General features: G+C 36.5%; 20 protein-coding genes. 13 read left to right on the forward strand and 7 right to left on the reverse strand.

What is annotated here, in order from left to right:
* Positions 1-289: 289 nt before the first annotated feature.
* Positions 290-1,459 carry a THUMP domain-containing class I SAM-dependent RNA methyltransferase gene (locus OPU68_RS04570; RefSeq protein ID WP_498472822.1) on the reverse strand — a complete coding sequence of 390 codons (1,170 nt, stop codon included), beginning with the start codon at positions 1,457-1,459 and terminating at the stop codon, positions 290-292.
* Between the two features lie 65 nt (positions 1,460-1,524).
* Between OPU68_RS04570 and OPU68_RS04575 the strand changes: the two genes are divergently transcribed.
* Positions 1,525-2,307 carry a class I SAM-dependent methyltransferase gene (locus OPU68_RS04575; RefSeq protein WP_498472823.1) on the forward strand — a complete coding sequence of 261 codons (783 nt, stop codon included), beginning with the start codon at positions 1,525-1,527 and terminating at the stop codon, positions 2,305-2,307.
* Between the two features lie 98 nt (positions 2,308-2,405).
* On the opposite strand, the gene OPU68_RS04580 is transcribed toward OPU68_RS04575, so the two are convergent.
* Positions 2,406-2,564, reverse strand: a complete 159-nt coding sequence (locus OPU68_RS04580) for a hypothetical protein (RefSeq protein ID WP_498472824.1) — start codon at positions 2,562-2,564, stop codon at positions 2,406-2,408.
* 20 nt (positions 2,565-2,584) lie between these two features.
* Here OPU68_RS04580 and OPU68_RS04585 point away from each other — a divergent pair, with 20 nt between their 5' ends.
* Genes OPU68_RS04585 through OPU68_RS04605 form a run of 5 tightly spaced genes read left to right on the forward strand, consistent with a single transcriptional unit; the run spans position 2,585 to position 5,286 of the window.
* The gene (locus tag OPU68_RS04585) at positions 2,585-3,277 is read left to right on the forward strand and encodes a ZIP family metal transporter (protein WP_498473182.1); all 693 of its coding nucleotides are present in this window, start codon (positions 2,585-2,587) and stop codon (positions 3,275-3,277) included.
* Positions 3,278-3,333: 56 nt separating this feature from the next.
* Complete coding sequence (gene ytxJ / locus OPU68_RS04590; RefSeq protein WP_498472825.1) at positions 3,334-3,708, forward strand: bacillithiol system redox-active protein YtxJ; 375 nt, start codon at positions 3,334-3,336, stop codon at positions 3,706-3,708.
* Positions 3,709-3,743: 35 nt separating this feature from the next.
* On the forward strand, positions 3,744-4,337 hold the full coding sequence (locus tag OPU68_RS04595; RefSeq protein ID WP_498472826.1) for a Crp/Fnr family transcriptional regulator: 594 nt from the start codon (positions 3,744-3,746) through the stop codon (positions 4,335-4,337).
* An 8-nt stretch (positions 4,338-4,345) separates the two neighbouring features.
* Complete coding sequence (locus tag OPU68_RS04600; protein ID WP_498472827.1) at positions 4,346-4,843, forward strand: thermonuclease family protein; 498 nt, start codon at positions 4,346-4,348, stop codon at positions 4,841-4,843.
* A complete protein-coding gene (locus OPU68_RS04605) occupies positions 4,840-5,286 on the forward strand; it encodes a GNAT family N-acetyltransferase (protein ID WP_498472828.1) in 447 nt (148 codons plus the stop codon). The genes OPU68_RS04600 and OPU68_RS04605 overlap by 4 nt, the downstream gene beginning before the upstream one ends.
* A gap of 79 nt (positions 5,287-5,365) precedes the next feature.
* On the opposite strand, the gene OPU68_RS04610 is transcribed toward OPU68_RS04605, so the two are convergent.
* On the reverse strand, positions 5,366-6,799 hold the full coding sequence (locus OPU68_RS04610) for an OmpP1/FadL family transporter (protein ID WP_498472829.1): 1,434 nt from the start codon (positions 6,797-6,799) through the stop codon (positions 5,366-5,368).
* A 29-nt stretch (positions 6,800-6,828) separates the two neighbouring features.
* Positions 6,829-7,887 carry a prolyl-tRNA synthetase gene (locus tag OPU68_RS04615; RefSeq protein ID WP_498472830.1) on the reverse strand — a complete coding sequence of 353 codons (1,059 nt, stop codon included), beginning with the start codon at positions 7,885-7,887 and terminating at the stop codon, positions 6,829-6,831.
* 146 nt (positions 7,888-8,033) lie between these two features.
* Here OPU68_RS04615 and proS point away from each other — a divergent pair, with 146 nt between their 5' ends.
* The 3 genes from proS (at position 8,034) to OPU68_RS04630 (ending at position 12,542) form a co-directional block, all read left to right on the forward strand.
* The gene (gene proS, locus OPU68_RS04620; RefSeq protein ID WP_498472831.1) at positions 8,034-9,509 is read left to right on the forward strand and encodes a proline--tRNA ligase; all 1,476 of its coding nucleotides are present in this window, start codon (positions 8,034-8,036) and stop codon (positions 9,507-9,509) included.
* A gap of 193 nt (positions 9,510-9,702) precedes the next feature.
* Positions 9,703-11,052 carry a DUF937 domain-containing protein gene (locus tag OPU68_RS04625; RefSeq protein WP_498472832.1) on the forward strand — a complete coding sequence of 450 codons (1,350 nt, stop codon included), beginning with the start codon at positions 9,703-9,705 and terminating at the stop codon, positions 11,050-11,052.
* A gap of 113 nt (positions 11,053-11,165) precedes the next feature.
* The gene (locus OPU68_RS04630) at positions 11,166-12,542 is read left to right on the forward strand and encodes an Nramp family divalent metal transporter (RefSeq protein WP_498472833.1); all 1,377 of its coding nucleotides are present in this window, start codon (positions 11,166-11,168) and stop codon (positions 12,540-12,542) included.
* Positions 12,543-12,587: 45 nt separating this feature from the next.
* On the opposite strand, the gene fsa is transcribed toward OPU68_RS04630, so the two are convergent.
* From fsa to gyrA, 3 genes are all read right to left on the reverse strand, one after another.
* The gene (gene fsa / locus OPU68_RS04635; protein WP_498472834.1) at positions 12,588-13,241 is read right to left on the reverse strand and encodes a fructose-6-phosphate aldolase; all 654 of its coding nucleotides are present in this window, start codon (positions 13,239-13,241) and stop codon (positions 12,588-12,590) included.
* A 101-nt stretch (positions 13,242-13,342) separates the two neighbouring features.
* Positions 13,343-14,722 (reverse strand): hypothetical protein, encoded by a 1,380-nt coding sequence (locus OPU68_RS04640; protein WP_498472835.1) that lies wholly within the window; start codon positions 14,720-14,722, stop codon positions 13,343-13,345.
* Positions 14,723-14,742: 20 nt separating this feature from the next.
* Positions 14,743-17,379, reverse strand: a complete 2,637-nt coding sequence (gene gyrA / locus OPU68_RS04645; protein WP_498472836.1) for a DNA gyrase subunit A — start codon at positions 17,377-17,379, stop codon at positions 14,743-14,745.
* A 149-nt stretch (positions 17,380-17,528) separates the two neighbouring features.
* Between gyrA and OPU68_RS04650 the strand changes: the two genes are divergently transcribed.
* The 4 genes from OPU68_RS04650 (at position 17,529) to OPU68_RS04665 (ending at position 22,513) form a co-directional block, all read left to right on the forward strand.
* The gene (locus OPU68_RS04650) at positions 17,529-17,843 is read left to right on the forward strand and encodes a DUF4286 family protein (RefSeq protein WP_498472837.1); all 315 of its coding nucleotides are present in this window, start codon (positions 17,529-17,531) and stop codon (positions 17,841-17,843) included.
* Positions 17,844-18,076: 233 nt separating this feature from the next.
* Positions 18,077-19,720, forward strand: a complete 1,644-nt coding sequence (locus tag OPU68_RS04655; protein WP_498472838.1) for an ABC1 kinase family protein — start codon at positions 18,077-18,079, stop codon at positions 19,718-19,720.
* Between the two features lie 221 nt (positions 19,721-19,941).
* Complete coding sequence (locus OPU68_RS04660) at positions 19,942-22,149, forward strand: polyribonucleotide nucleotidyltransferase (protein ID WP_498472839.1); 2,208 nt, start codon at positions 19,942-19,944, stop codon at positions 22,147-22,149.
* 226 nt (positions 22,150-22,375) lie between these two features.
* Positions 22,376-22,513 (forward strand): hypothetical protein, encoded by a 138-nt coding sequence (locus OPU68_RS04665; RefSeq protein WP_498473183.1) that lies wholly within the window; start codon positions 22,376-22,378, stop codon positions 22,511-22,513.
* The last annotated feature ends 48 nt before the right edge of the window (positions 22,514-22,561 follow it).

Consider the following 22,561-nt stretch of genomic DNA (forward strand, 5'->3'; position numbering starts at 1 on the left):
ACATCATCAAAGAATGAATTATTTTAAAATGATTAAGAAGTATTAGAAAAATCAATGATACTAAAATTGAACCTGTGAAACTCAACAAAATTGTTCTCAGTAAATTTTCAATTTCAAAAATTTCTGTTTTGAAAAGATAAATTAACAAAACAGAAATTAATATTAGTAATAAAGAAATTAAACTCAATTTTTTGTTGATTGGATCAATTTCAGCTTTATTCTCTTCCCCGTTTCCAGATAAACCAAGAGTCGACAAAGCATCAAATAAAAAATCAAGAAAACTCATCATTTATTCCTCCTCCTTATTCATATATTTCCCTTTCTTCGAGCCATCATACATTTCATATTGCAGAAATCTCGTTTCCAATTTTCCATTGAAAAGTTTGATTCTTCTGGAAGGTCTCAATCCAATTTTCTTCGGAGCATCAAGATCTGCAGAGATCAGCCAAGCCAAAGTGTTTGGATAATGTTGTTTGAAAGTGTCACCGATTTTTTTGTAGAAATCATCATCATTAATAGAGATTCTCTCATCATAAGGCGGATTGAAAACCATCAACAATGGGAACAAATCTTTTTCAGATTCGAAGAAATCTTTGTTTCTAAGCGTAATGATGTCTTCCATTTCGGCAGATTCTATGTTGATGTGCGCAATGTCTAAAGCCTCAGAATCAATATCATAGCCTACGATTTTTCCGGTGAATTCTTTCACACGGTTCAATCTCACATCTTTGATAGTTTTGAATAATTCAGAATCGTAGTTTTTCCAGTTCTGGAAACCGAAATATCTTCTGAAAGTTTGAGCCGGAAGATCCATTGCAATCATCGCCGCTTCTATCAATAATGTTCCGGAACCACACATCGGATCCAGGAAATTTCCTTTTCCGTCCCAACCTGCCAACTGCAACATTCCCGAAGCCAAAACTTCGTTGATTGGTGCAATAGTCTGCTCCTTTCTGTAACCACGTTTGAAAAGCGGATCACCGGAACTATCGATGGAAATTGTCACCAATTCTCTGTCAATGTGAAGATGGAATTTGATGTCAGGATTGTCCTTGTTCACGCTTGGTCTCATCTTGTGTTTGTCCTGAAAATAATCGACGATCGCGTCTTTCATCTTCAAAGTCATAAATTGAGAATGGTGGAATCTCTCAGAATTTACAGTCGCGTCTATCGCAAAAGTCTGGTTTTTGTCCAGGAACTCATCCCATTCAAACTTAAACAACTTATCGTAATATTTACTTTCATTGTAAGCCTTGAATTCCATAATCGGAATGATGATTTTAACGGCTGTTCTGCAAGAATAGTTGAGTTTGTAAAGAAATCCCAAATCGCCTTCGCAAGTGACTGCGCGGTTTTTGATTTCCACATTTTTACCTCCTAATTTCTTGATTTCTTCTGCCAAAATCTGTTCTAATCCGAAAAAAGTTTTGACCTGTATCTGTAGATTTTCTATATCCATTCTGCAAAAATAGAGTTTTTTGCTGGATGTTTGAGGTTGGAAGCAGGATGTTTTACAATCTTAAAATGAACTTCCATCATCAATCTTCTAACATCCATCCAAAAATTCCTTATTTTTGCAGAATGCAATGGTTTGAGGAATGGTTTGATACACCATATTATCATATTTTATACAACAACAGAGATTACAACGAAGCAGAAAATTTTCTGAATCTTTTAACCGATTTTCTGAATCTTGAGAAAAATTCAAAAATAATAGATTTGGCTTGCGGAAAAGGAAGACATTCTGTTTATCTGAATAAGTTGGGTTATGATGTTTTAGGTCTGGACTTGTCTGAGCAAAGTATCAGTTTTGATAAGCAATTCGAAACCAGAACTTTGAAGTTTCAGGTTCACGATATGAGAAATCCGATCAAAAGTGAACCTGTAGATGCTGTTTTTAATCTTTTTACGAGTTTTGGCTATTTCGAAACGGAAGAAGAAGACAAAAGTGTTTTCCGCTCTGTTTCTAACGTTTTGAAGGATGAAGGTTATTTTGTTCTTGATTTTCTGAATTCTGAATATGTGAAAAAAGTGATCGTTCCTCAAAGTTCCGTGGAGAAAGAGAATATCGTTTTCAATGTCAAAAAACATATTGAAAATGGATTTATTATTAAGGAAATTGATTTTACAGATCAAGGAAGAAAGTTTCATTTTTTTGAAAAAGTAAAACTGACTTCAGCTGAAAAAATTCAGGAATATGCAAAAGGATTCGGTTTTGAATTGGTAAAAAGATGGGGCGATTATCAACTGAATGATTTTGATGAAGGAAGTTCTCAGCGTTGTATCAATTTATTCAGAAAGAAATAGTTTTGAAATGAAGATTTCCAAATGCTAACCAATATTATATTTTTCATTCTTACATTATTCTCTATTATTTTGGGAATTCGGTTTGGATATTTGGACAGTCACACACCGCCACCACAATTTTTAATTTCAAGCTTGTTACTAATATTAGGTTTAATTTTAATAGCATTAAGAAAACTACTTTTTAAGAATAAATTATTTTTTAGAATCCATTTAGTTTTAATAGTAATTAATCTCATCATAATTCTATCTTGTTTCATATTACCAATTATTTAAAATGATTATAATATTACTACTCATATTAAGTGTCCTGATCGGTGTTTTTCTCGGAAAGTATTTTGGGAGCAAACAACAATTTGCCAAAAATCTTTTGATTCTGAGCGCAGGTTTCCTGATTACGATTTGCTTGAATGAAGTTTTTCCGGAGGTTTATGAAACTGGCGGACATGAAATTGGAATTTTCGTGATCCTTGGTGTTTTGATCCAAATGTTGTTGGAAAATCTAACCAAAGGTTTCGAACATGGCCACGTTCATCACGAATCAGATGATCATTCAATCATTCCGGTTGCGCTGATTGCGGGTTTATTTGTTCACGCTTTTATAGAAGGAATTCCTTTGTCTCACGAGAAAGAAACGCTTTCGCCTTATCTTTTGGGAATTCTATTTCATAATATTCCGATCTCTTTTGTTTTGGGAAGTTTCCTTGCACACAGTAAGAATTTCTCTACCAAATTTTGGGTCATTGTTTCTGTTTTCGCATTAGCTTCACCTCTGGGAATGTTGCTTGGAAGATATTTTGATGAGAACCTGAAAGTGTACTTCTTAGCCGTTGTTGGCGGGATTTTCCTGCATATCTCAAGTGTAATTATTTTTGAAAGCAATAAGAATCACAAGATGGACTGGCAAAAAATAGTTCTGGTAATCGTTGGGATTGCATTGGCTTTGACTGGTCATCTTTTTCATGATCATTAAATAAAAAATTTATCGTTTTTTGATGGAAAAATCTTATTTTTACTCAAATTAATTTGATGGGATTTTTAGACCAAATATTCGGAAAGAAAGAAGAGCAGGATCAAACCAAAAGTCTTTGGAAAAAGATTGAAACTATAAAAGATCTGGACCTTGCTGTTGAGAAATCATTTCAGCACAAGGTATTGATTTTCAAACATTCTACGCGTTGTTTCATCAGCAAAACTGTTTTGAAATCTTTCGAAAAACAAATGGAGAATTCCGGCAAAGATCAATCGTATTATTTTCTGGATTTGATTGCACATCGTGATATTTCAAATGAAATTGAAAGCCGTCTCGATGTCACGCATCAAAGTCCGCAATTGATTGCTTTGGAAAACGGAAAAGCTTTTTACAATGCTTCACACCAAAGTATTGATTTGGATAAAATTTAGTCACACTTATTTCTCATTAAACACAATTAACACAGATGGAATATCAAAATTTCCGCAATCACCTTTCCAAAATATTAGGCGTTCCGATTGATAGTCTTGAGGTTTGCTCTGCTTTTTATGAAATTAAGGAAGTGAAAAAAAATGAGATCATCCTGCGAGAAGGAGAGATCTCAGATTCTACTTTTTTTGTTGAAAAAGGATTATTGAGAATGTATTCTATAGACAAAGCTGGTAAAGAACACGTGATACAATTTGCGCCGGAAAACTGGATTATTTCTGATACCACAAGCCAGTTGCTGAATGAGAAATCCAGATTTTACATAGAAGCTATCGAAGAAAGTACAATTGTGATTACAAAGGAAGGATTCTTTGAAAATCTCTCAAAAATATATCCTGATGTTGCCGAGAAAAACCAAAGATTGATGTTCAATCATATCAAAAATCTGCAAAACAGAGTGAACGCTTTGATCAGCACAACTGCTGAAGAACGTTATATGGATTTTCTTAAAAAGTATCCTAATCTGATGCTTCGAGCGCCACAATGGATGGTCGCATCATACTTGGGAATCACACCAGAAAGTTTGAGCAGAGTAAGAAAAGAATTGGCTAAGAAGAAGTTTGAGATTTAATTTTCTCAATGAAGTATTTTCTTTTTCTGATATTATCTTCTGTTCAATTATTTGCTCAAACTCAAATTTATGAGAAGCTATCCAACAAAACGTTTTCTGCAAAAGTCATCAGAATAATGGATGGTGACACGATGGAAATTCTGTACAAAAATGTTCCGACAAAAATCCGTTTAGCGCACATAGATTGCCCGGAAAAGCGTGGGAAACAACCTTTTGGAAATAATGCTAAAGTGGCGTTGTCAAACCTTTGTTTTGGAAAAATGGTTACTGTCAAAGGAGAGAAATATGATCGATATAAAAGATTGATTGCAGTTGTCATTAATGATAAAAACCAAAACGTCAATCAGGAAATGGTAAAGCTTGGAATGGCCTGGCATTTTACAAAATACTCTACAGACCAGATTTACGCCAAATTGGAAAAGCAAGCCCGGAAAAGTAGAGTAGGACTTTGGCAAGAAAAGAATCCGATCGAACCTTGGCTTTGGCGAGAAAAAAAGAAAAAATGAACTACGAAATTTTAAAAGCAAATCTTTCCGATATTCCTGAATTGTCTCGAATGATGAAGGATTTCTATGCCATCGATTTTTATCCTTTTGATGAAAAAGTTACGACCGATAATCTTCAGAAATTCATTACTGAAGATAAATATGGTAGTTGTTTCAAAATTATTTTTGAAGGCAAAATCGCTGGCTATATTATTCTCGTAAAATATTTTAGCTTTGAGTTTGGTGGTGAGATTTTGTTTTTGGATGAGTTGTTCATCAAACCAGAATTTCAAGGGAAATCGCTTGGCAAAAAGGCTTTGGAATTTGTGAAGGATTATTCTACAGAAAATCAATTCAAAGTTGTTTTATTAGAAATCGAAAACCATAATGACAAAGCGAAAAAACTTTATGAACATTATGGTTTCCAAAATCATAAAAGAAGTTTAATGATTCTTAAGAATTGATACCAGTTGAAAATTAATCCTTGCTAATAAAAAATCCTGCAAATTAATTTACAGGATTTTTACTTTTATCAGATTGTTTTTAAAATTTCCAACCTAAAGTGACAAAGAAATTACTTCTATTGTTTTTGACTTTTGAAACAGCGTATGCATCGCTTAATAATTCTGTCCCGGAGGGATTATAATAACCAGAAGTTGTATAATAATTAGGATCAGTTACGACACCATACAACGAAGGACTAGTGTATTCTGATGAGATATTTTGGTAAGACGCATCGATATAAAATGCTCGGAAGTCATATCCAATACCAGCACCAATTGTATTTCTTTTTCCTACCAAAAGATTTGAAAATGATTGATCTGATTTTGATCCATTGTCATTAAAACCAGTCAAAGTTAAATTATCAAAACTGTTTCCCTGATAAGCATAACCGCCTCTTAATCTGAATGCTGCAATTCTATACTCTGCACCAACTCTTACTTCCGAAGAATTTTTATAAGAATCATTGAAAAAATCATTTATTTCCTGCTCTGCAATACCATATTCTTTATACTTTGGTTTTGTGATTCCTTGTATGAAATCAACATTCAAGGCAAAATTCTTACTTGGAACAAACGCGGCACTAAGAGTAGCTTTCATAGGTGTAGTCAACTGTCTGTCTTCTCGGTAAACATCGTAATAACTATCATCTTTATAATATTGATTATAAACTCTGTCGATATTCCACCAAGTAGGTGTTTCTAAAGCTGCTCCAATTCTGAATTGATTGCTCAACTTTGCAATGACACCAACATTAGCCGAGAAACCATCGGAGTTTTCCTGATGATTGGTATATTGCTTATCAAATGTTGTAATTGCATTAGTTGTATTATTCTGAAAATTAGCAATGTCATCCTGGCTTAAGAAGGAGTTATGGAAATTAAGTCCCGCTCCGAAATAAAGTCGATTATCATAATTGGCTCCTACAGTAAAATTCGTCTTAGAGATATCTCCAGTTCTACTATATGCGTGACCTTGAAATGAATAGTTCTCCGGTGTAGCTAAAATTGGATTGCTTGCGAGCTGAATATTAGAATTACCGGCAGACTCAACATAATTATCAAGAGACTGAGTATTGTAATTTACTCCAATATTTACAAATTTCCATTTAGAAGATGTGTTATCTCCCAAATTAATTGTCAGTACACCTCCAGAGTTATTAAGATCTGTGTTGTTTATCTTATAGCCTAATGATTTTCCTGCTAACGTACTCGTATTCTTATTGCTATTAACACCAAGCGTCAAGTTAAGATCATTTGTAATGAAAACCCCTATACCAGCAGGATTGACATTTGCTGATGAAATATCACCGCCTAATGCTCCAATGGATCCTGCCATCGAATTAAACTTTGCAGTTCCATTGATAGGATTTGTTGAGTAAACATTAAGTGTATTTGTAATTACCGATATGTCCTGTGCTTTCAAATAAACGAATGAAACAGGAATACTTAGCAGTAATAAAGTCTTTTTTAGCATTTTTTTATTAAATGTTTTTAAATTAAAAATTATCTTCTTCCACCGCCACCGCCGGATCTCATTCCGCCGCCGCCAGAAGAACCGCCGGATCTCATTCCACCTCCGGAATTGAATCCGCCAGAATTACCACCGGATCTTGTAGGTGCAGAATAGGTATCATTTCTGTATCCTCCATTGTTCTGAGTTCTTATTCCTCCATTGTTTGGATAGGTTTGAGTTCTTGTACCACCATTGTTTGGATATGTATTTCTGATACCACCATTATTAGGATATGGTCTAGTGCCGCCATTGTTTGGTCTTATTCCATTAGAATTTCGGATTCCGTTATCAGTAGTTCGGATTCCGCTATTCATAGTTCCAACCTCATTTCTGATATTTCTGTTAGGGCGAATTCCTGTAGAATTAATACCATTAAAACGACCAGAATTTCTATTACCAGCTCTATTTTGAGAAATCATTCCATTAAGTCTTCCGCCATTTACACCTGATCTGTTGTAATGAATAGGGTAGTATCCACCGCCATAGTAACCTCCCCAGCCACCATAACCGGCTCCCCAGAATGGATCGTAAAATCCACCTCCCCAGCCCCAAGGCGAGTAGAAGTAATTACCCCAGCCAAATCCCAGTCCCCAACCCCAAGAGTTGAAAGGGCTATTCCAGCCATACATTCCGTAGCCAGGATATCCCCAGCCGCCAAAACCTCCGTAGCCGAATCCCATTCCCCAGCCACCATAGCCCCAGTTATTAAAGCTTGTGTAGTTGGTTTCGGTTCCGGTGTAAGTTCCCCAATCAGAAGAACTGCTTGCTAAAGTATAACGGTTGTCCTGATCCTGAATGTTCTGTTGATTATTATCATAAATGCTCGGATAAGTATCTTGGTAGTTATAATAATTGTCAACCTGATTATTTCCATTGGTATATGAGCCTGCAGGCAAAGAATCCTTGTTCGGATCATAATAAACACCATCAGTTTCTGAATAACCGCCTGTGTAGATCACACAAGAAGTCAGAAGAGAACTGCTGGCAATCAAGATCACAGCTTTTGATTTGATCAGATTAAATAAGTGAGTATTGTTTATATTTTTCATTTTATGAGAAGTATTAAGTTTGCTATATTTGTATTCTTAAAATAAACCAAATTTTGTACCAGTAATTATTTACAAAGTAGTGTAAAATTAGGCTTTTTATTTAGATTACGAAAAGTTAAAAAAGTTAAAAAATAGTTTAAAAAAATATGGCAAAGTTAACATCAAGAGCAGAAGATTACAGCAAATGGTATAATGAATTGGTTGTTAAAGCAGATCTGGCAGAGAATTCCAGTGTTAGAGGATGTATGGTGATCAAACCTTATGGTTATGCAATCTGGGAAAAAATGCGTGACGAAATGGACAAAAAATTCAAAGAAACCGGACATCAAAATGCTTATTTCCCGCTCTTCGTTCCCAAAAGCTTATTCGAAGCTGAAGAAAAAAATGCAGAAGGTTTTGCCAAAGAATGTGCTGTGGTTACTCACTACAGATTAAAAACTGATCCAAATAATCCAGCAAAATTAATTGTTGATCCTGATGCTAAACTGGAAGAAGAATTAATTGTACGACCTACTTCCGAAGCAATTATCTGGAGTACTTATAAAAACTGGATCCAATCGTATAGAGATTTGCCGATTTTGATTAATCAATGGGCGAATGTTGTACGTTGGGAAATGAGAACCAGATTGTTCCTTAGAACTGCAGAATTTCTTTGGCAGGAAGGACATACAGCTCACGCTACAAAAGATGAAGCTGTAGAAGAAACTGAAAAAATGCTTGAGGTTTATGCGAAATTTGCTGAAGACTTTATGGCAATCCCGGTTTTCAGAGGTATTAAGACACCTTCTGAAAGATTTGCAGGAGCAGACGAAACTTATTGTATCGAAGCTTTGATGCAGGATGGAAAAGCGCTGCAAGCCGGAACTTCCCATTTCCTTGGACAAAGTTTTCCAAAAGCTTTTGATGTGAAATTTACCAACAAAGAAGGGAAACAGGAATATCCTTGGGCATCATCTTGGGGAACTTCTACAAGATTAATGGGAGCCTTAATTATGACACACTCAGATGATCTTGGTTTGGTTTTACCTCCATCTTTGGCGCCTATTCAGGTTGTAATCGTTCCGATTTTTAAAGGTGAAGAGCAATTGGCAGAAATCAGTGAAATAGCTTTGGAAATTCAAAATAAATTGAGAGCGAAAGGAATCTCAGTTAAATTTGATAATGACACGCAGAACAAACCGGGCTGGAAATTCGCTGAATATGAGTTGAAAGGTGTTCCGTTGAGAATCGCGCTTGGGCAGAGAGATCTTGAAAACAAAACCGTTGAATTGGCAAGAAGAGATAACCTGACGAAAGAAACTGTCTCTATAGAAGGTCTTGATGTTTATATTGAGGAATTATTGAAAACGATTCAAAGCGATATTTATAACAAAGCCTTGAAATTCAAAGAAGAAAATATCACGAAAGTTGATTCTTACGAAGAATTCAAAACTGTTCTTAACGATAAAGGTGGTTTCATCTTAGCACATTGGGACGGCACGGCTGAGGAAGAAGAGCAGATTAAACAGGAGACGAAAGCCACTATCAGATGTATTCCTCTGAATAACGAATTGGAAGATGGTGTTTCATTAATTTCCGGGAAACCTTCCAAGCAAAGAGTGGTGTTTGCGAAAGCTTATTAATAAATAATTCTCGAGAAAAATCCAAAACCGTCTGGTCATAAACTGGACGGTATTTTTATTTTAATGGAATATTGTAAAATATAAAGGTTAAATCATAAATAGTTAAAGTTTTACTAAAATTATTCACAATGAAAATTTGTGGATTAATATTTGGTAACATTACAAAACATCAAACATTAAAAAATAAACTATTATGTCAACTAATCTAATCGACCTGATCAAAGGTCAACTGGGACCAGCAACCGTTTCCCAAACCGCAACTCAACTTGGAGAAAGTGAGTCAGGAATTTCAAAAGCAATTTCTGCTCTGTTACCAGCCATAGTTGGTGGTTTTGCCAACAGCAACGCGCAATCTGAACTTTTCAACACCGTGAAAGAAGCAGCTTCTTCAGGTGTTTTATCAAATCTGTTAGGAAATCTTAATGGATCTGATTCTGTGATTTCAAAGATTTTAAGTTTAATTTTTGGAGATGGTGATAAGCTTGCGGCGATTACAAACTCAGTTTCATCTTATGCAGGCATCAAAACCGAATCTACCAATTCATTATTAAATATTGTAACCGGCGCAACGGCGGGAACTTTAGGAAAATATGCAGTTGATAATAATCTTGATGAATCGTCCTTCAAAAACTTATTAAGTGATCAAAAAGGAATCTTGTCTACATTATTACCTGCCGGATTTAGTTTTGCAGCATTAGGTTTAGGAAATTGGTTTGGATCAGTAGATGCAGAACCTGTGAATGTAGTTCCGGAACCTTTACAAGCGCCTATTGCAGATGTAAATCCTGTAACACCACTTACAGAAAATCCAATCGTAACAGAATCACCAAAACCTGTTGTAACAGAAACTCCTAAAGTTGACGTTACGAGAAGTGGAACTACACACGAAATTGTTTCTGATAATTCTGGTGGTGGAAGTATTTGGAAGTGGTTGTTGCCATTGCTTTTATTGTTACTTTTAGGTTGGTTCTTCTGGAAACAATGTGATAAAAAAGTGGAAGCGGTACCAGTTGCAACTGTAGATTCTACGGCTGTGGTTTCAGATTCTACCACTCCGGCTGGGGATTCGGTTGTTACAACAAGAGAAACAATGGTTGTGACCTTGCCAAGTGGTAAAACTTTACAAGCTTACAAAGGTGGAATCGAAGATCAAATGGTTACTTTCCTTAAATCTGATGAATATAAAAATTCAACAGAAGCGCAACTTAAAGACAAATGGTTCAATTTTGATAATCTGAATTTCGAATTCGGAACTACAAAATTAACTCCTGAATCTCAAGTTCAGTTGGATAATCTAAAAGCGATCCTGACAGAATTTCCGGATGCTAAAATTAAAATTGGTGCTTACACAGATAATAAAGGTGATGCAGCTACAAACTTAAAATTATCAGGAGACAGAGCATCAGCAATTAAATCTGCACTTCAAACTGCACAGGTTGTAGAAGCTGAAGGCTACGGATCTAAATTTGCAAAAGTTCCGGCTGAAGCGACTGACAAAGAAAGAGAGTCTGACAGAAAAACTTCCGTTAGGTTTACAAAATAAGATTACATCAAATAAGTAAAAACTGCCAAGCGATTGGCGGTTTTTTTGTTGTTAACTTGCGAGTTAAGAATAGTATAACTATTTTTGTTAGTCTAATCTAACAATGAGAATCATTGAATCAATCAAATCATAATACAGGCTGGAGAAAAGAAAAAACTTCCAATTCTCTTCACGAGGTTTTCGCCAGCGTCAATATTCCCAAAGATGGGAGTTTCAAAAAGAAATTGCTGGCCTATATGGGTCCGGGTCTTCTTGTAGCCGTAGGTTATATGGATCCCGGAAACTGGGCGACAGATATTGCTGGTGGAGCGCAGTTCGGATATACTTTACTTTCGGTCATTTTAATTTCAAATCTGTTCGCGATTCTTTTGCAGCATCTTTCTGTAAAATTAGGCGTTGTGGCAGAACGGGATTTGGCGCAGGCGTGCAAAGATCACTTTCATCCGGCCATAAATTTTGTGCTTTGGATTTTTTGCGAAATAGCCATTGCAGCCTGTGATCTGGCGGAAGTCATCGGATCAGCCATTGCACTTAATTTATTATTCGGAATTCCACTCAGTTGGGGCGTTGTCATTACAATTATAGATGTTTTTCTCATATTATTCCTTCAGGCAAAAGGATTCCGATATATAGAAAGTATTGTTGGGGGGTTAATTTTAATCATTTTCATTGCTTTCTTTTATGAAATTTTCCTTAGCAAACCGGATATTTTTCCGCTGCTGGAAGGCTTGATTCCGAAGAAAGAAATCATTACAAATCCATCAATGCTCTATATTGCAATTGGAATTTTGGGAGCAACAGTCATGCCTCACAATCTCTATCTGCACAGCAGTATCGTCCAGACCAGAAATTACCCAAGAACAACAGAAGGTAAAAAAGAAGCTTTGAAGTTTGCGAGTATAGACAGCAGTCTTTCTCTGATGTTAGCTTTCGTCATCAATGCAGCGATTTTAATTATTGCAGCAGCTACTTTTCACACCTCCGAGAATAAGGATGTGGCTGATATCAATGATGCCTATATGTTGTTGACACCGCTTCTGGGAACGACTTTGGCAAGTATCTTCTTTGGAATTGCTCTGTTGGCTTCAGGACAAAATTCTACTTTGACAGGAACTTTGGCCGGACAGATTGTAATGGAAGGTTTCCTTAATATAAGATTAAAACCGTGGGTGAGAAGATTAATCACAAGAACCATCGCAATTATCCCAGCCTTAATTATTTCTATTTTATATGGCGAAAAAGGAACGGCGGAATTGTTGGTTTTCAGTCAGGTGGTTTTATCGATGCAATTAAGTTTTGCTGTGGTTCCATTGGTAATGTTTACCAATAGTAAAGCGAAAATGGGAGAGTTTGCGAATAAAATGTGGCTCAAAGTTTTAGCATTTATCATCAGTGCAATTATTATAATTCTGAATCTTTACCTTCTCAAGGAAACATTTTTTCCCTTAACTAGTATAAACATTGGTATAAAATTAGAAACCGTCTCATAATAAAATGAAACGGTTTTTTTATGTTTGATATTAAACTCAAATTTCTTATCCTAATTTCTTAGAATCTGCAACAAACTGAGCCAATCCGGAATCTGTCAAAGGATGATTCAATAGATTAAGGATCGATGGAAGAGGTGAAGTGATGACATCTGCTCCAATCTTCGCACAATTGATGATATGCATTGGACTTCTGATAGACGCAGCAAGAATCTCTGTTTCGTAGTGATAATTATCAAAAATCAATCTGATTTCTTCAATCAAATTAAGACCATCAACAGAAATGTCATCCAATCTTCCTAAGAAAGGAGAAACATAATTTGCACCAGCTTTTGCTGCCAAAAGTGCTTGTCCTGCAGAGAAAATTAATGTACAATTGGTTTTGATGCCTTTGTCAGAAAAATATTTTAAAGCCTTGATACCGTCTTTGATCATTGGGATTTTTACCACAATTCTCTCGTGAAGTGCCGCTAATTCATCACCTTCTTTGATCATTTCTTCGTAGGTTGTAGAAAGAACTTCCGCAGAAACATCACCGTCAGAGATGTTGCAGATGTCAACATAATGTTTGTTGATCGCTTCTTTTCCGGAGATTCCTTCTTTTGCCATAAGCGAAGGATTGGTTGTAACGCCATCCAAAATTCCAAGATCTTGTGCTTCTTTGATCTGAGCTAAATTAGCTGTGTCAATAAAAAATTTCATATGTAGATTTTTATAAGTTTTTTGAAAAATGATTCACAAATATACATTTTTAGTTTGCTCCAAAAAAATGCAAAAAAAAGAAGCCCGAAGGCTTCCTGATATTATTTCAAGGCAGTTTCTTTTGCTTTGAATTCATTATACTTCGCAGTATTTTGTGTTGTTTGATACATTCCTTTCAGGAGACTTACGATCTCTTTATTGGTAGGATTTGCCTGATACATTTGCTCTGCATAAGGTAAAGCTTTTTGGAATCTTGCTCTTCTTTGTTCAAGAACTTTGTTGGCGGCATCTATTTTGCCAGCTTTTTTCAGGTCTCTGTATTCATTGATTGCAGCTTCATCTTCTCCAATAATTGCAAAAACAAGATTGTTAAGCGCATCAGGATATTTAGGATCAATTTCGATCAATTTTTTGAAGGTTGCTTCAGCCTCAGCATTTTTAGTTGGGTCTTTACCTAGCATTACACCAAGATTGTAAAGACTTTCTTTATCTGCAGGATTTTTAGCAATTTTAGCTTTCAGATTATTGACGAACTCGTCTGTTTTACCAGATTTGAAGTAAGAATTACTCTGAGTCTGAGCAAGAGATTTATTGTTAGGGAACTTTTTCAAACCTTCTTCTGCAAGTTTTCCTGCCTCATCATATCTCTTTTGATCAAATAATAATGATGCAGTTATATCATATAATTCTTCCTGTTTGCTTGCTGTAGTTTCAGTTTTGAAATCTGTATAGCCAGCACCGTCTGGTGTTTTCTTGTAAAGATCAAAAGCTGCTTTATCAAGCGTTTCTTTTTCTCCGGCTTTATTTTTTGCAGTGTAAATAGTTTCCACACCTGTATAACCATCTTTGATCAACGATTGTAAAATCTCAATGGCTTTAGGTTTATTCTCAGTAGTTTGAGCGTAAGCAACACCGGCATAATAAAGATAATTTTTATCATCTTGTCCTGCTGCTTTGAAAAGATAATAAGTTTCTGCAAATTTCTCTCCAGCTGCATCAAATTTCTTTTCGCTGTAATTTGTAGTTGCAGTTTTGCTTGCTTTTTGTAAAAGAGGATTAATAGATTCTCTTAATTTATCTCCCAAAGAAGGTGAGAATTTATCTTCTTTCAAAGATAATCCGGCACCTAATTTATCAGCAGCATCTTTCCCTACAAAATAAACTTTGTTTTTTTCTGCATCTTTTCCTGTGTAGATTTTTTCTTTACCAAGATTTGCAATTTTAGCAAGATATTCTGCGCCTTCTGTATTCTTTCCGGCTTTAAGTAATGAAAAGCCTTTTGCATAATAATACTGCTCAAGAACAGAAGGTTCCAATAAATAAGTTTTATCTCCAAAAATACCTTCTGCTTTTGATATTTCTGAATTGGCAGTTGCAAGATCACCTGAATCAACTGCTTTTACAGCGTTAGCGATTTCTTTTTTCTGCGCACTAACCAATGCTACAGACAAAACTGCTAAACTTAAAATTAATCTTTTCATATCAAACTTTTTAATTTTTTTTATTCGTTATCCTCGATTTCGTCGGCGCTATCCGCATTATCAGACGCTTCTTCATCTTCTATTTTCTTCAATTCTTCCTCATCGCCAATGTTGATCTGATTGTTCCCGGTTTGTGGTTTCAATTTGAATTCTGGATTGTTGCTGTCATTTTCTGCAGCTTCTCCGTCCTCTTCTTCAACAACTTCACTATCCATTTCTACTTTTGCAATAGCTGCAATTTCATCCTTGGTTTTCAGATTAATGACTTTCACGCCTTGTGTATTTCTACCCATCACGCGCATTTCGTTCATATTCATTCTAATCGCAACCCCGGACTTGTTGATGATCATCAATCCATCTTCGTCTGTCACACTTTGAATAGCGATAAGGTTTCCAGTTTTCTCGGTGATATTAAGAGTGATAACACCTTTTCCTCCTCTGTTTGTGATTCTGTAATCTTCAACGGCCGTTCTTTTTCCATAACCTCTCTCTGAGACAACCAAAACTGTATCATTTTCCAAATCATTAACAACAATCATTCCGATAACTTCATCCTTCTCTTCAAGCGAAATTCCTCTTACACCGATTGATCCTCTTCCGACAGCTCTCGCTTTTTCTTCAGGGAAACGGATACATTTTCCATTTTTGGTAGCGATCATAATTTGAGAATTTCCGTCCGTCAATCTTGCACCTAATAGAGCATCATTATCACGGATCTCGATGGCATTTACACCATTTGTTCTTGGTCTGGAGTAAGCTTCCAGAGATGTTTTCTTGATGGTCCCGTTCTTGGTGATCATCACAACATTCATTTGGTTGATATATTCCTGATTCTTAAGGTCTTTGGTTCTGATGTAAGCCTTGATCTTATCGTCCTGTTCAATATTAATTAAATTCTGAACCGCTCTTCCTTTCGCTGTTTTAGAACCTTCCGGAACTTCGAAGACCCTTAGCCAGAAACATTTTCCTTTTTCTGTGAAGAATAATAGATATTCGTGGTTGGTGGCTGTAACGATATATTCCAAGAAATCCTCATCTCTAGTCGTCGCCGCTCTGTTTCCAACACCACCTCTGGATTGTACCTTGTATTCTGAAAGAAGTGTTCTTTTGATGTAACCAGCGTGAGAGATGGTCAAAACAACTTTCTCATCCGGGATCATATCTTCGATAGAGAATTCTCCACCAGTATAATCGATCTCTGAACGTCTTTCGTCGCCGTATTTTTCTTTGATCTCCTGAAGTTCTTCTTTGATGATCTCATAACGTCTTGGCTCATTGGTTAAAATGTCTTCCAAGTCTTTTATTAAGGCCATGATCTCTTCGTACTCAGCACGGATCTTGTCCAATTCCATTCCCGTCAGACGAGCCAAACGAAGATCCAGAATGGCCTGAGCCTGAAGGTCAGAAAGTTCAAATTCTTCAATCAAGCCTTCTTTCGCTGCTGCAGGATTTGCACTGTGACGGATGATGGCAATCGCTCGGTCAAGAGAATCCTGAGTGCCGATCACTTTCATAAAGCCTTCAAGAATGTGCGCTCTTTCCTGTGCTTTTCTCAGTTCGTATTTTGTTCTTCTTACAATCACTTCGTGACGGTGATCTACAAAATGCAGGATCATATCTTTCACGTTCAGTTGTACTGGTCGTCCTTTTACCAAGGCGATATTGTTAACTGAAAAAGAAGTTTGTAGAGAAGTATATTTATATAATAGATTTAAGACAACATTTGGAATCGCGTCGTTCTTAAGTTCGTAAACGATACGCATACCATTTCTGTCGGACTCATCACGGATCTCATAGATTCCTGGAAGTTTGTCGTCTTTTACCAATTCAGCAGTTCTGGCGATCATCTCTGCTTTATTGACCTGATAAGGAATTTCCGTTACAATGATCGCATTTCTGTTCCCGATTTCTTCGAAGTTGATTTTCGCTCTCAAAACAATACGGCCTCTTCCTGTGTGGAAAGCATCACGAACGCCATCATAACCATAGATGATTCCACCTGTCGGGAAATCTGGCGCAATAATGTGCTTCATCAGCTCATCGATGGTAATTTCTTTATCATCAATGTAAGCGCAGATCGCATCAATACTTTCGGATAGGTTGTGAGGCGCCATATTTGTCGCCATACCAACTGCAATTCCGGAAGCTCCGTTCACCAAAAGACTTGGGATCCTTGTAGGAAGAACAGTAGGTTCTGTTAAGCTGTCATCAAAGTTATTTTGGAAATCAACAGTTTCTTTATCAAGATCGGCAAGGATCTCATCAGATATTTTTTTAAGTCTTGCTTCCGTATAACGCATTGCTGCAGGTGGATCTCCGTCCATAGAACCGAAGTTACCCTGACCGTCAACCATCTGATAACGCAAACTCCAAGGTTGCGCCATTCTTACCATTGCATCATAAACCGAGCTGTCTCCGTGCGGGTGATATTTACCTAAAACGTCTCCAACAATTCTCGCAGATTTCAAATGTTTTCTGTTAGAAAAGACATTAAGACCGTACATACCGTAAAGAACTCTTCTGTGAACGGGTTTCAGTCCGTCTCTCACATCTGGCAAAGCTCTTGATACGATTACTGACATCGAATAATCGATGTAAGAGGTTCTCATCTCGTCAACAATGTTGATCGGTATTAACCTTTCTCCTTCCTTATGCATAAATATTTTTTAATTTATTGTAAATCAGAACATTAAAATACATTCTGACCCTTTAAGTTTTTCTGTTTTTTATAACGGGCTAATTTACAAAAAAAATACGATTTTTGCATTCTGAATTTATCAACATTAATCATAAAAAAATATTAAAAATGAGCATCCTAAGTATTACATTTCATACAATCGAAAATAAAATTGAAGAATGGGACATCTATGTGGAAAGTGATCTGCATCAGATGGTAGAAAATCTTCTGGATGTGGAAAAATATATTCTTTCTGAAGTTCGGTCTGATATGTTGGGTGAAGGGAAAAACACCAATTTGCTTTTGGTTTTTGATAATGACGATATGAGAGATCAGTTTATGGAAAGTGAATTGGTGAATTTGGAAGAAAGAATCAATATGAAATTTGGAGAATATGTGATGGTCTTTCCAACTTTTCTTGATCCTAAGAAAAAGAGATTTTAATTAAATTTTAAAATCTTAAAATAAGCTCGCAGATTGTGATGATTTTACAGATTCTAATTTTAGATCTGCTTGATTTGCAAAATCTGCAAGATTTTTACTTTAAAGTTCTATCTTAATGTCAGTCGAAGCGGAATGATATACTTTCAAATGTCAGTCTGAGGTTCTCGAAGACTTTTTTTTATTAGTAGGAATAATTTTTGGAGTTAATTTGTAGCTCCTTTATTTTATAAATTATGTTCGATAAACAACAACGAAAACTTAAACGTTCTGCAAGATTGATCTCCGTTCTCAGCAAGTATGGCTTCAAAGATATGATTGCCAGAATAGGGAAAAAACCAGAAGAAAATTCTGTGAATTCTGATGAGATCATTTCCAAAGGAACTGTTTACGAGAGGATTCGATTGGTTTTGGAAGAATTGGGTCCGACCTTCGTGAAGCTTGGGCAGACGTTCAGCAATCGGGAAGATCTGCTTCCGCCAGAGTTGATTCAGGAATTGCAAAAACTTCAGGATAGGGTAGAGGTTGTCGATATGAATGTTGAGGAAATCTTGGAAAATGAATTCAATATTTCGGTCAAAGAACATTTCTCTGAAATTGTTTCCAAACCTTTGGCAACGGCTTCCATTGCGCAAGTTTACAGAGCAACTTTGATCACTGGAGAAGAAGTGATTTTAAAGATCAAAAAACCGGATGTTCTGAGGGTGATTGAGGATGACTTGCTATTAATAAAAGATTTAGTAAAATTAATTTCAACATATTCTGAAATTGCTTCAAAATTAAATTTAAAACAAGCCATTGCTACTTTTGAAAAGTCTTTGTTGGAAGAGGTTTCTTTGGTAAATGAACGGAATAACATCAAACAGTTTGCTTTAAATTTCAAAAATAATAAGGAAACCTACGTTCCAATTGTCTACGACGAATTTTCCAATAATAATGTCCTCTGTATGGAGTTTATTGATGGAATCAAGGTTACTGATAAAGCTGAACTTCTTAATAATAATATCAATCCAGTTGTCATTTCGGAAGTTGGTTTGAGGCTATTCGTTTCACAGATTTTAGATTACGGATTTTTTCACGCGGATCCACACGCTGGGAATATCTTGGTGAAGAAAGATGGGAGAGTAGTTTTTATTGATTTTGGTGCAGTCGGGAAAATTCAGCCAAATGATAAGGAGATTCTTGAAAGTTTGATTGTGGCTTTTGTCGCGAAAAATTCTAATAAGATTGTAAGGTCATTAAAGAAGATGGCGGTGAGTTACGAGATCCCAGATGACAGGAGATTTGAAAATGACGTGGAAGAAGTTCTGAATTTCGTTCACAGCACGTCATTGAAAAATATCGATCCGCACATTATCATTAATAAAATGAAAGATGTTCTGAAGGACAATCAGCTTTACATGCCGGATTATTTTTACCTTTTATTTAAAGGGATTGGTTTGATAGAAGGCGTTGGGAGAACCATCAATCCTGATTTGGATATTGTAAAAAGTCTGCATCCTTACACGAAGAAAATCTTGACGAGAAAAATCAGTCCAAAAAAACTTTTCAAAAGTGGAATGGACAAAATGATGAATTTCACAGATAATGTGGATGAAATTCCGAAAGAGTTGCGTTCTGTTCTGCAGAAATTGGATGATAATAAATTCACCATTTCCAGTGAAATCAAAAATATTGAGAAGACCAATCAACTTATCAAATCGAGTATTATTAATCTGATTTTGGCGATGGTTTTAGGTGCGAATATCATTGCAACGGCAATTGTTTTTGTTTTAGAATCCGGACCGAGAATTGGCGAGATGTCTTTGGTTGCGGTTTTAGGATTTTTGTTTTCGGTTATTCTTGTAATCATTCTTTTACTGAGAATTACAAGAAAATAGAATATTTATCTCGCTGATTTGGCAGATTAAGCAGATTTAATATTAAAAATATCTGCAAAATTAGTTTGATCTGCGAGTTTTCTTTTAAATATTCACTTTGGTCTTCTTGTTTCCAATACCTATTAATTATATTCAAATAAATAGCTTAAATTTGCACCACATTTTTAGACGAAATATAATTAATTAAAGCACTCAATACGGAGTGCAACACAAAACATTTTATGAGTATACCTCAAGCAATTACAGAAACGGTCATTCTTGCAGACGGCAGAGAGATCACAATTGAAACAGGGAAATTGGCAAAACAGGCTGATGGATCTGTAGTAGTAAAAATGGGTGGAACAATGCTTTTAGCAACTGTTGTAGCCAGCAAAGAAGCAAAAGATGGCGTAGATTTCTTGCCATTGACAGTAGATTACAGAGAAAAATTCTACGCAGGTGGAAAAATTCCCGGTAACTTTTTCAGAAGAGAGGCGAGACCATCCGATCAGGAGATCTTGACAATGCGTTTGGTGGACAGAGTTCTAAGACCATTATTCCCAGAGGATTTCCACGCGGAAGTACAGGTGATGATTTCATTGATCTCTTACGATGGACAATCGATTCCAGATGATCTTGCAGGTTTTGCAGCATCTGCAGCAATTGCGATCACAGATATTCCTTTCAACGGACCAATGTCTGAGGTGAGAGTTGTAAGAATTGACGGGAAACTTTCTGTTAATCCAAAATTAGAAGACCTTAAGATCGCTGACCTTGATATTATGGTTGGTGCAACGAAAGATTCTATCGTCATGGTAGAAGGAGAGATGAAGGAAATCTCTGAAGCAGAAATGCTTGAGGCTATCCAATTCGCTCACGTTGAGATCAAAAAACAAGTTGAAGCTCAGGAAAGATTGGCTGAAAAAGTTGGTAAATCATTCCCGAAAAGAGAATACAGCCACGAGAATCACGACGAAGCAATCCGTGAAAAAGTTTGGAAAGAAACTTACGATAAAGTCTATGAAGTAGCGAAATCTCCTTCCAGCAAAGAAGAAAGAAGCGATAAATTCAAAGCGGTGCGTGAAGAGTTCTTGGCTCAATATGTTGATAATGCTGAAGAATTGGAAAGAGTAACACCTTTCGTAAAAGTATATTACCACGATGTTGAGAAAGAAGCGATGCGTCAGATGATCTTGAATGATAAGATTCGTCTTGATGGTCGTGATCCTCAAACCATCCGTCCGATCTGGAGTGAGATCGATTATTTGCCAGGAGCACACGGTTCTGCTATCTTTACAAGAGGGGAAACTCAATCTTTGACAGCAGTAACTCTTGGTTCAGTGAAAGATGCGAATATGGTTGACAGCGTGATGATCAACTATGACGAGAGATTCTTCCTACACTATAACTTCCCGCCATTCTCAACTGGTGAAGCTCGTCCTTTGAGAGGAACTTCAAGAAGAGAAGTTGGTCACGGAAACCTGGCTCAGAGAGCTTTGGCGAATATGATCCCGGAAGAAAATCCTTACACCATCCGTATCGTTTCTGATATCTTGGAATCCAACGGTTCATCTTCTATGGCAACTGTTTGTGCAGGAACTTTAGCATTGATGGATGCAGGTGTTCAGATCAAGAAACCAGTTTCCGGAATCGCAATGGGATTGGTAACTGATGTAAAATCAGGGAAATTCACAGTGCTTTCTGATATCTTGGGTGATGAAGATCACCTGGGAGATATGGACTTCAAAGTAACCGGAACAGCAGACGGAATTACGGCTTGCCAGATGGATATCAAAATCCAGGGATTGTCTATGGATATTATGGAAAAAGCCCTTCTACAGGCTAGAGACGGAAGATTGCATATTCTTGATAAATTAAACGAAACCATCTCTGCACCAAGAGAAGACGTGAAACCTCACGCTCCGAAAATGGTAATGCTAGAGATCTCTAAAGATTTCATTGGTGCTGTAATCGGACCTGGTGGAAAAATTATTCAGCAGATGCAGAAAGATACGGATACGGTTATCGCTATCGAAGAAGTTGGAGAGATCGGAAGAATCGAGATTTCCGGTGTTAGCAGAGAGAAAATCAACGAGGCTATCGCGAAGATCAACGAAATTACTTTTGTACCGACTGTAGGTGAAATCTACCAAGGTAGAGTGGTGAAAGTAATGGACTTCGGAGCGTTTGTAGCGATTGCTAAGGGAACTGAAGGTCTTCTTCACATCTCTGAAATCGAGTGGGCGCGTCTTGATAAAGTGCCTTACAACGAAGGTGATCAGGTTGAGGTGAAATTTATGGGTTATGATGACCGTAAAAAAATGAAACTTTCCAGAAAAGTATTGTTGCCAAGACCAGAAAGACCGGCTCCTAAACCGAGACCGGAAAGTCAAGTGAACCCTGAAGGTAAAGACCAGCCAGGAGAACACAAACCTTTGAACGAAGCATAAGATCAGTTCTTATACATATTGAATCCCCCGAGTTTTCGGGGGATTTTTTTGTGGGGAATATTGGAGTGGTCCTTCGAGAGCCTCAGGATGACAGTTTGTGGCGTACCTACGGCACGCTAATTTATTCAGCTGTGGTTTCTACAAACATATTACTCCTACGGAGTATTGTTAATGGAAGAATATAGTTTCCGGATGCAAGAATATCATTTCAGGATGTAAGAATATCATTTCCGGATGTAAGAATATCATTTCCGGATGTAAGAATATAACTTCCGGATGCAAAAATATAATTTCCGGATACGAGAATATAACTTCCGCATGCAAGAATATAGATTCCGGAAGCAAGAATATTGTTTGTGGATGATAGAATATCTTTTTGGGAGGATATAATATAAAAACATCCCATCAGAAT

It is taken from the genome of Chryseobacterium sp. TB1-D10, from assembly GCF_059803555.1.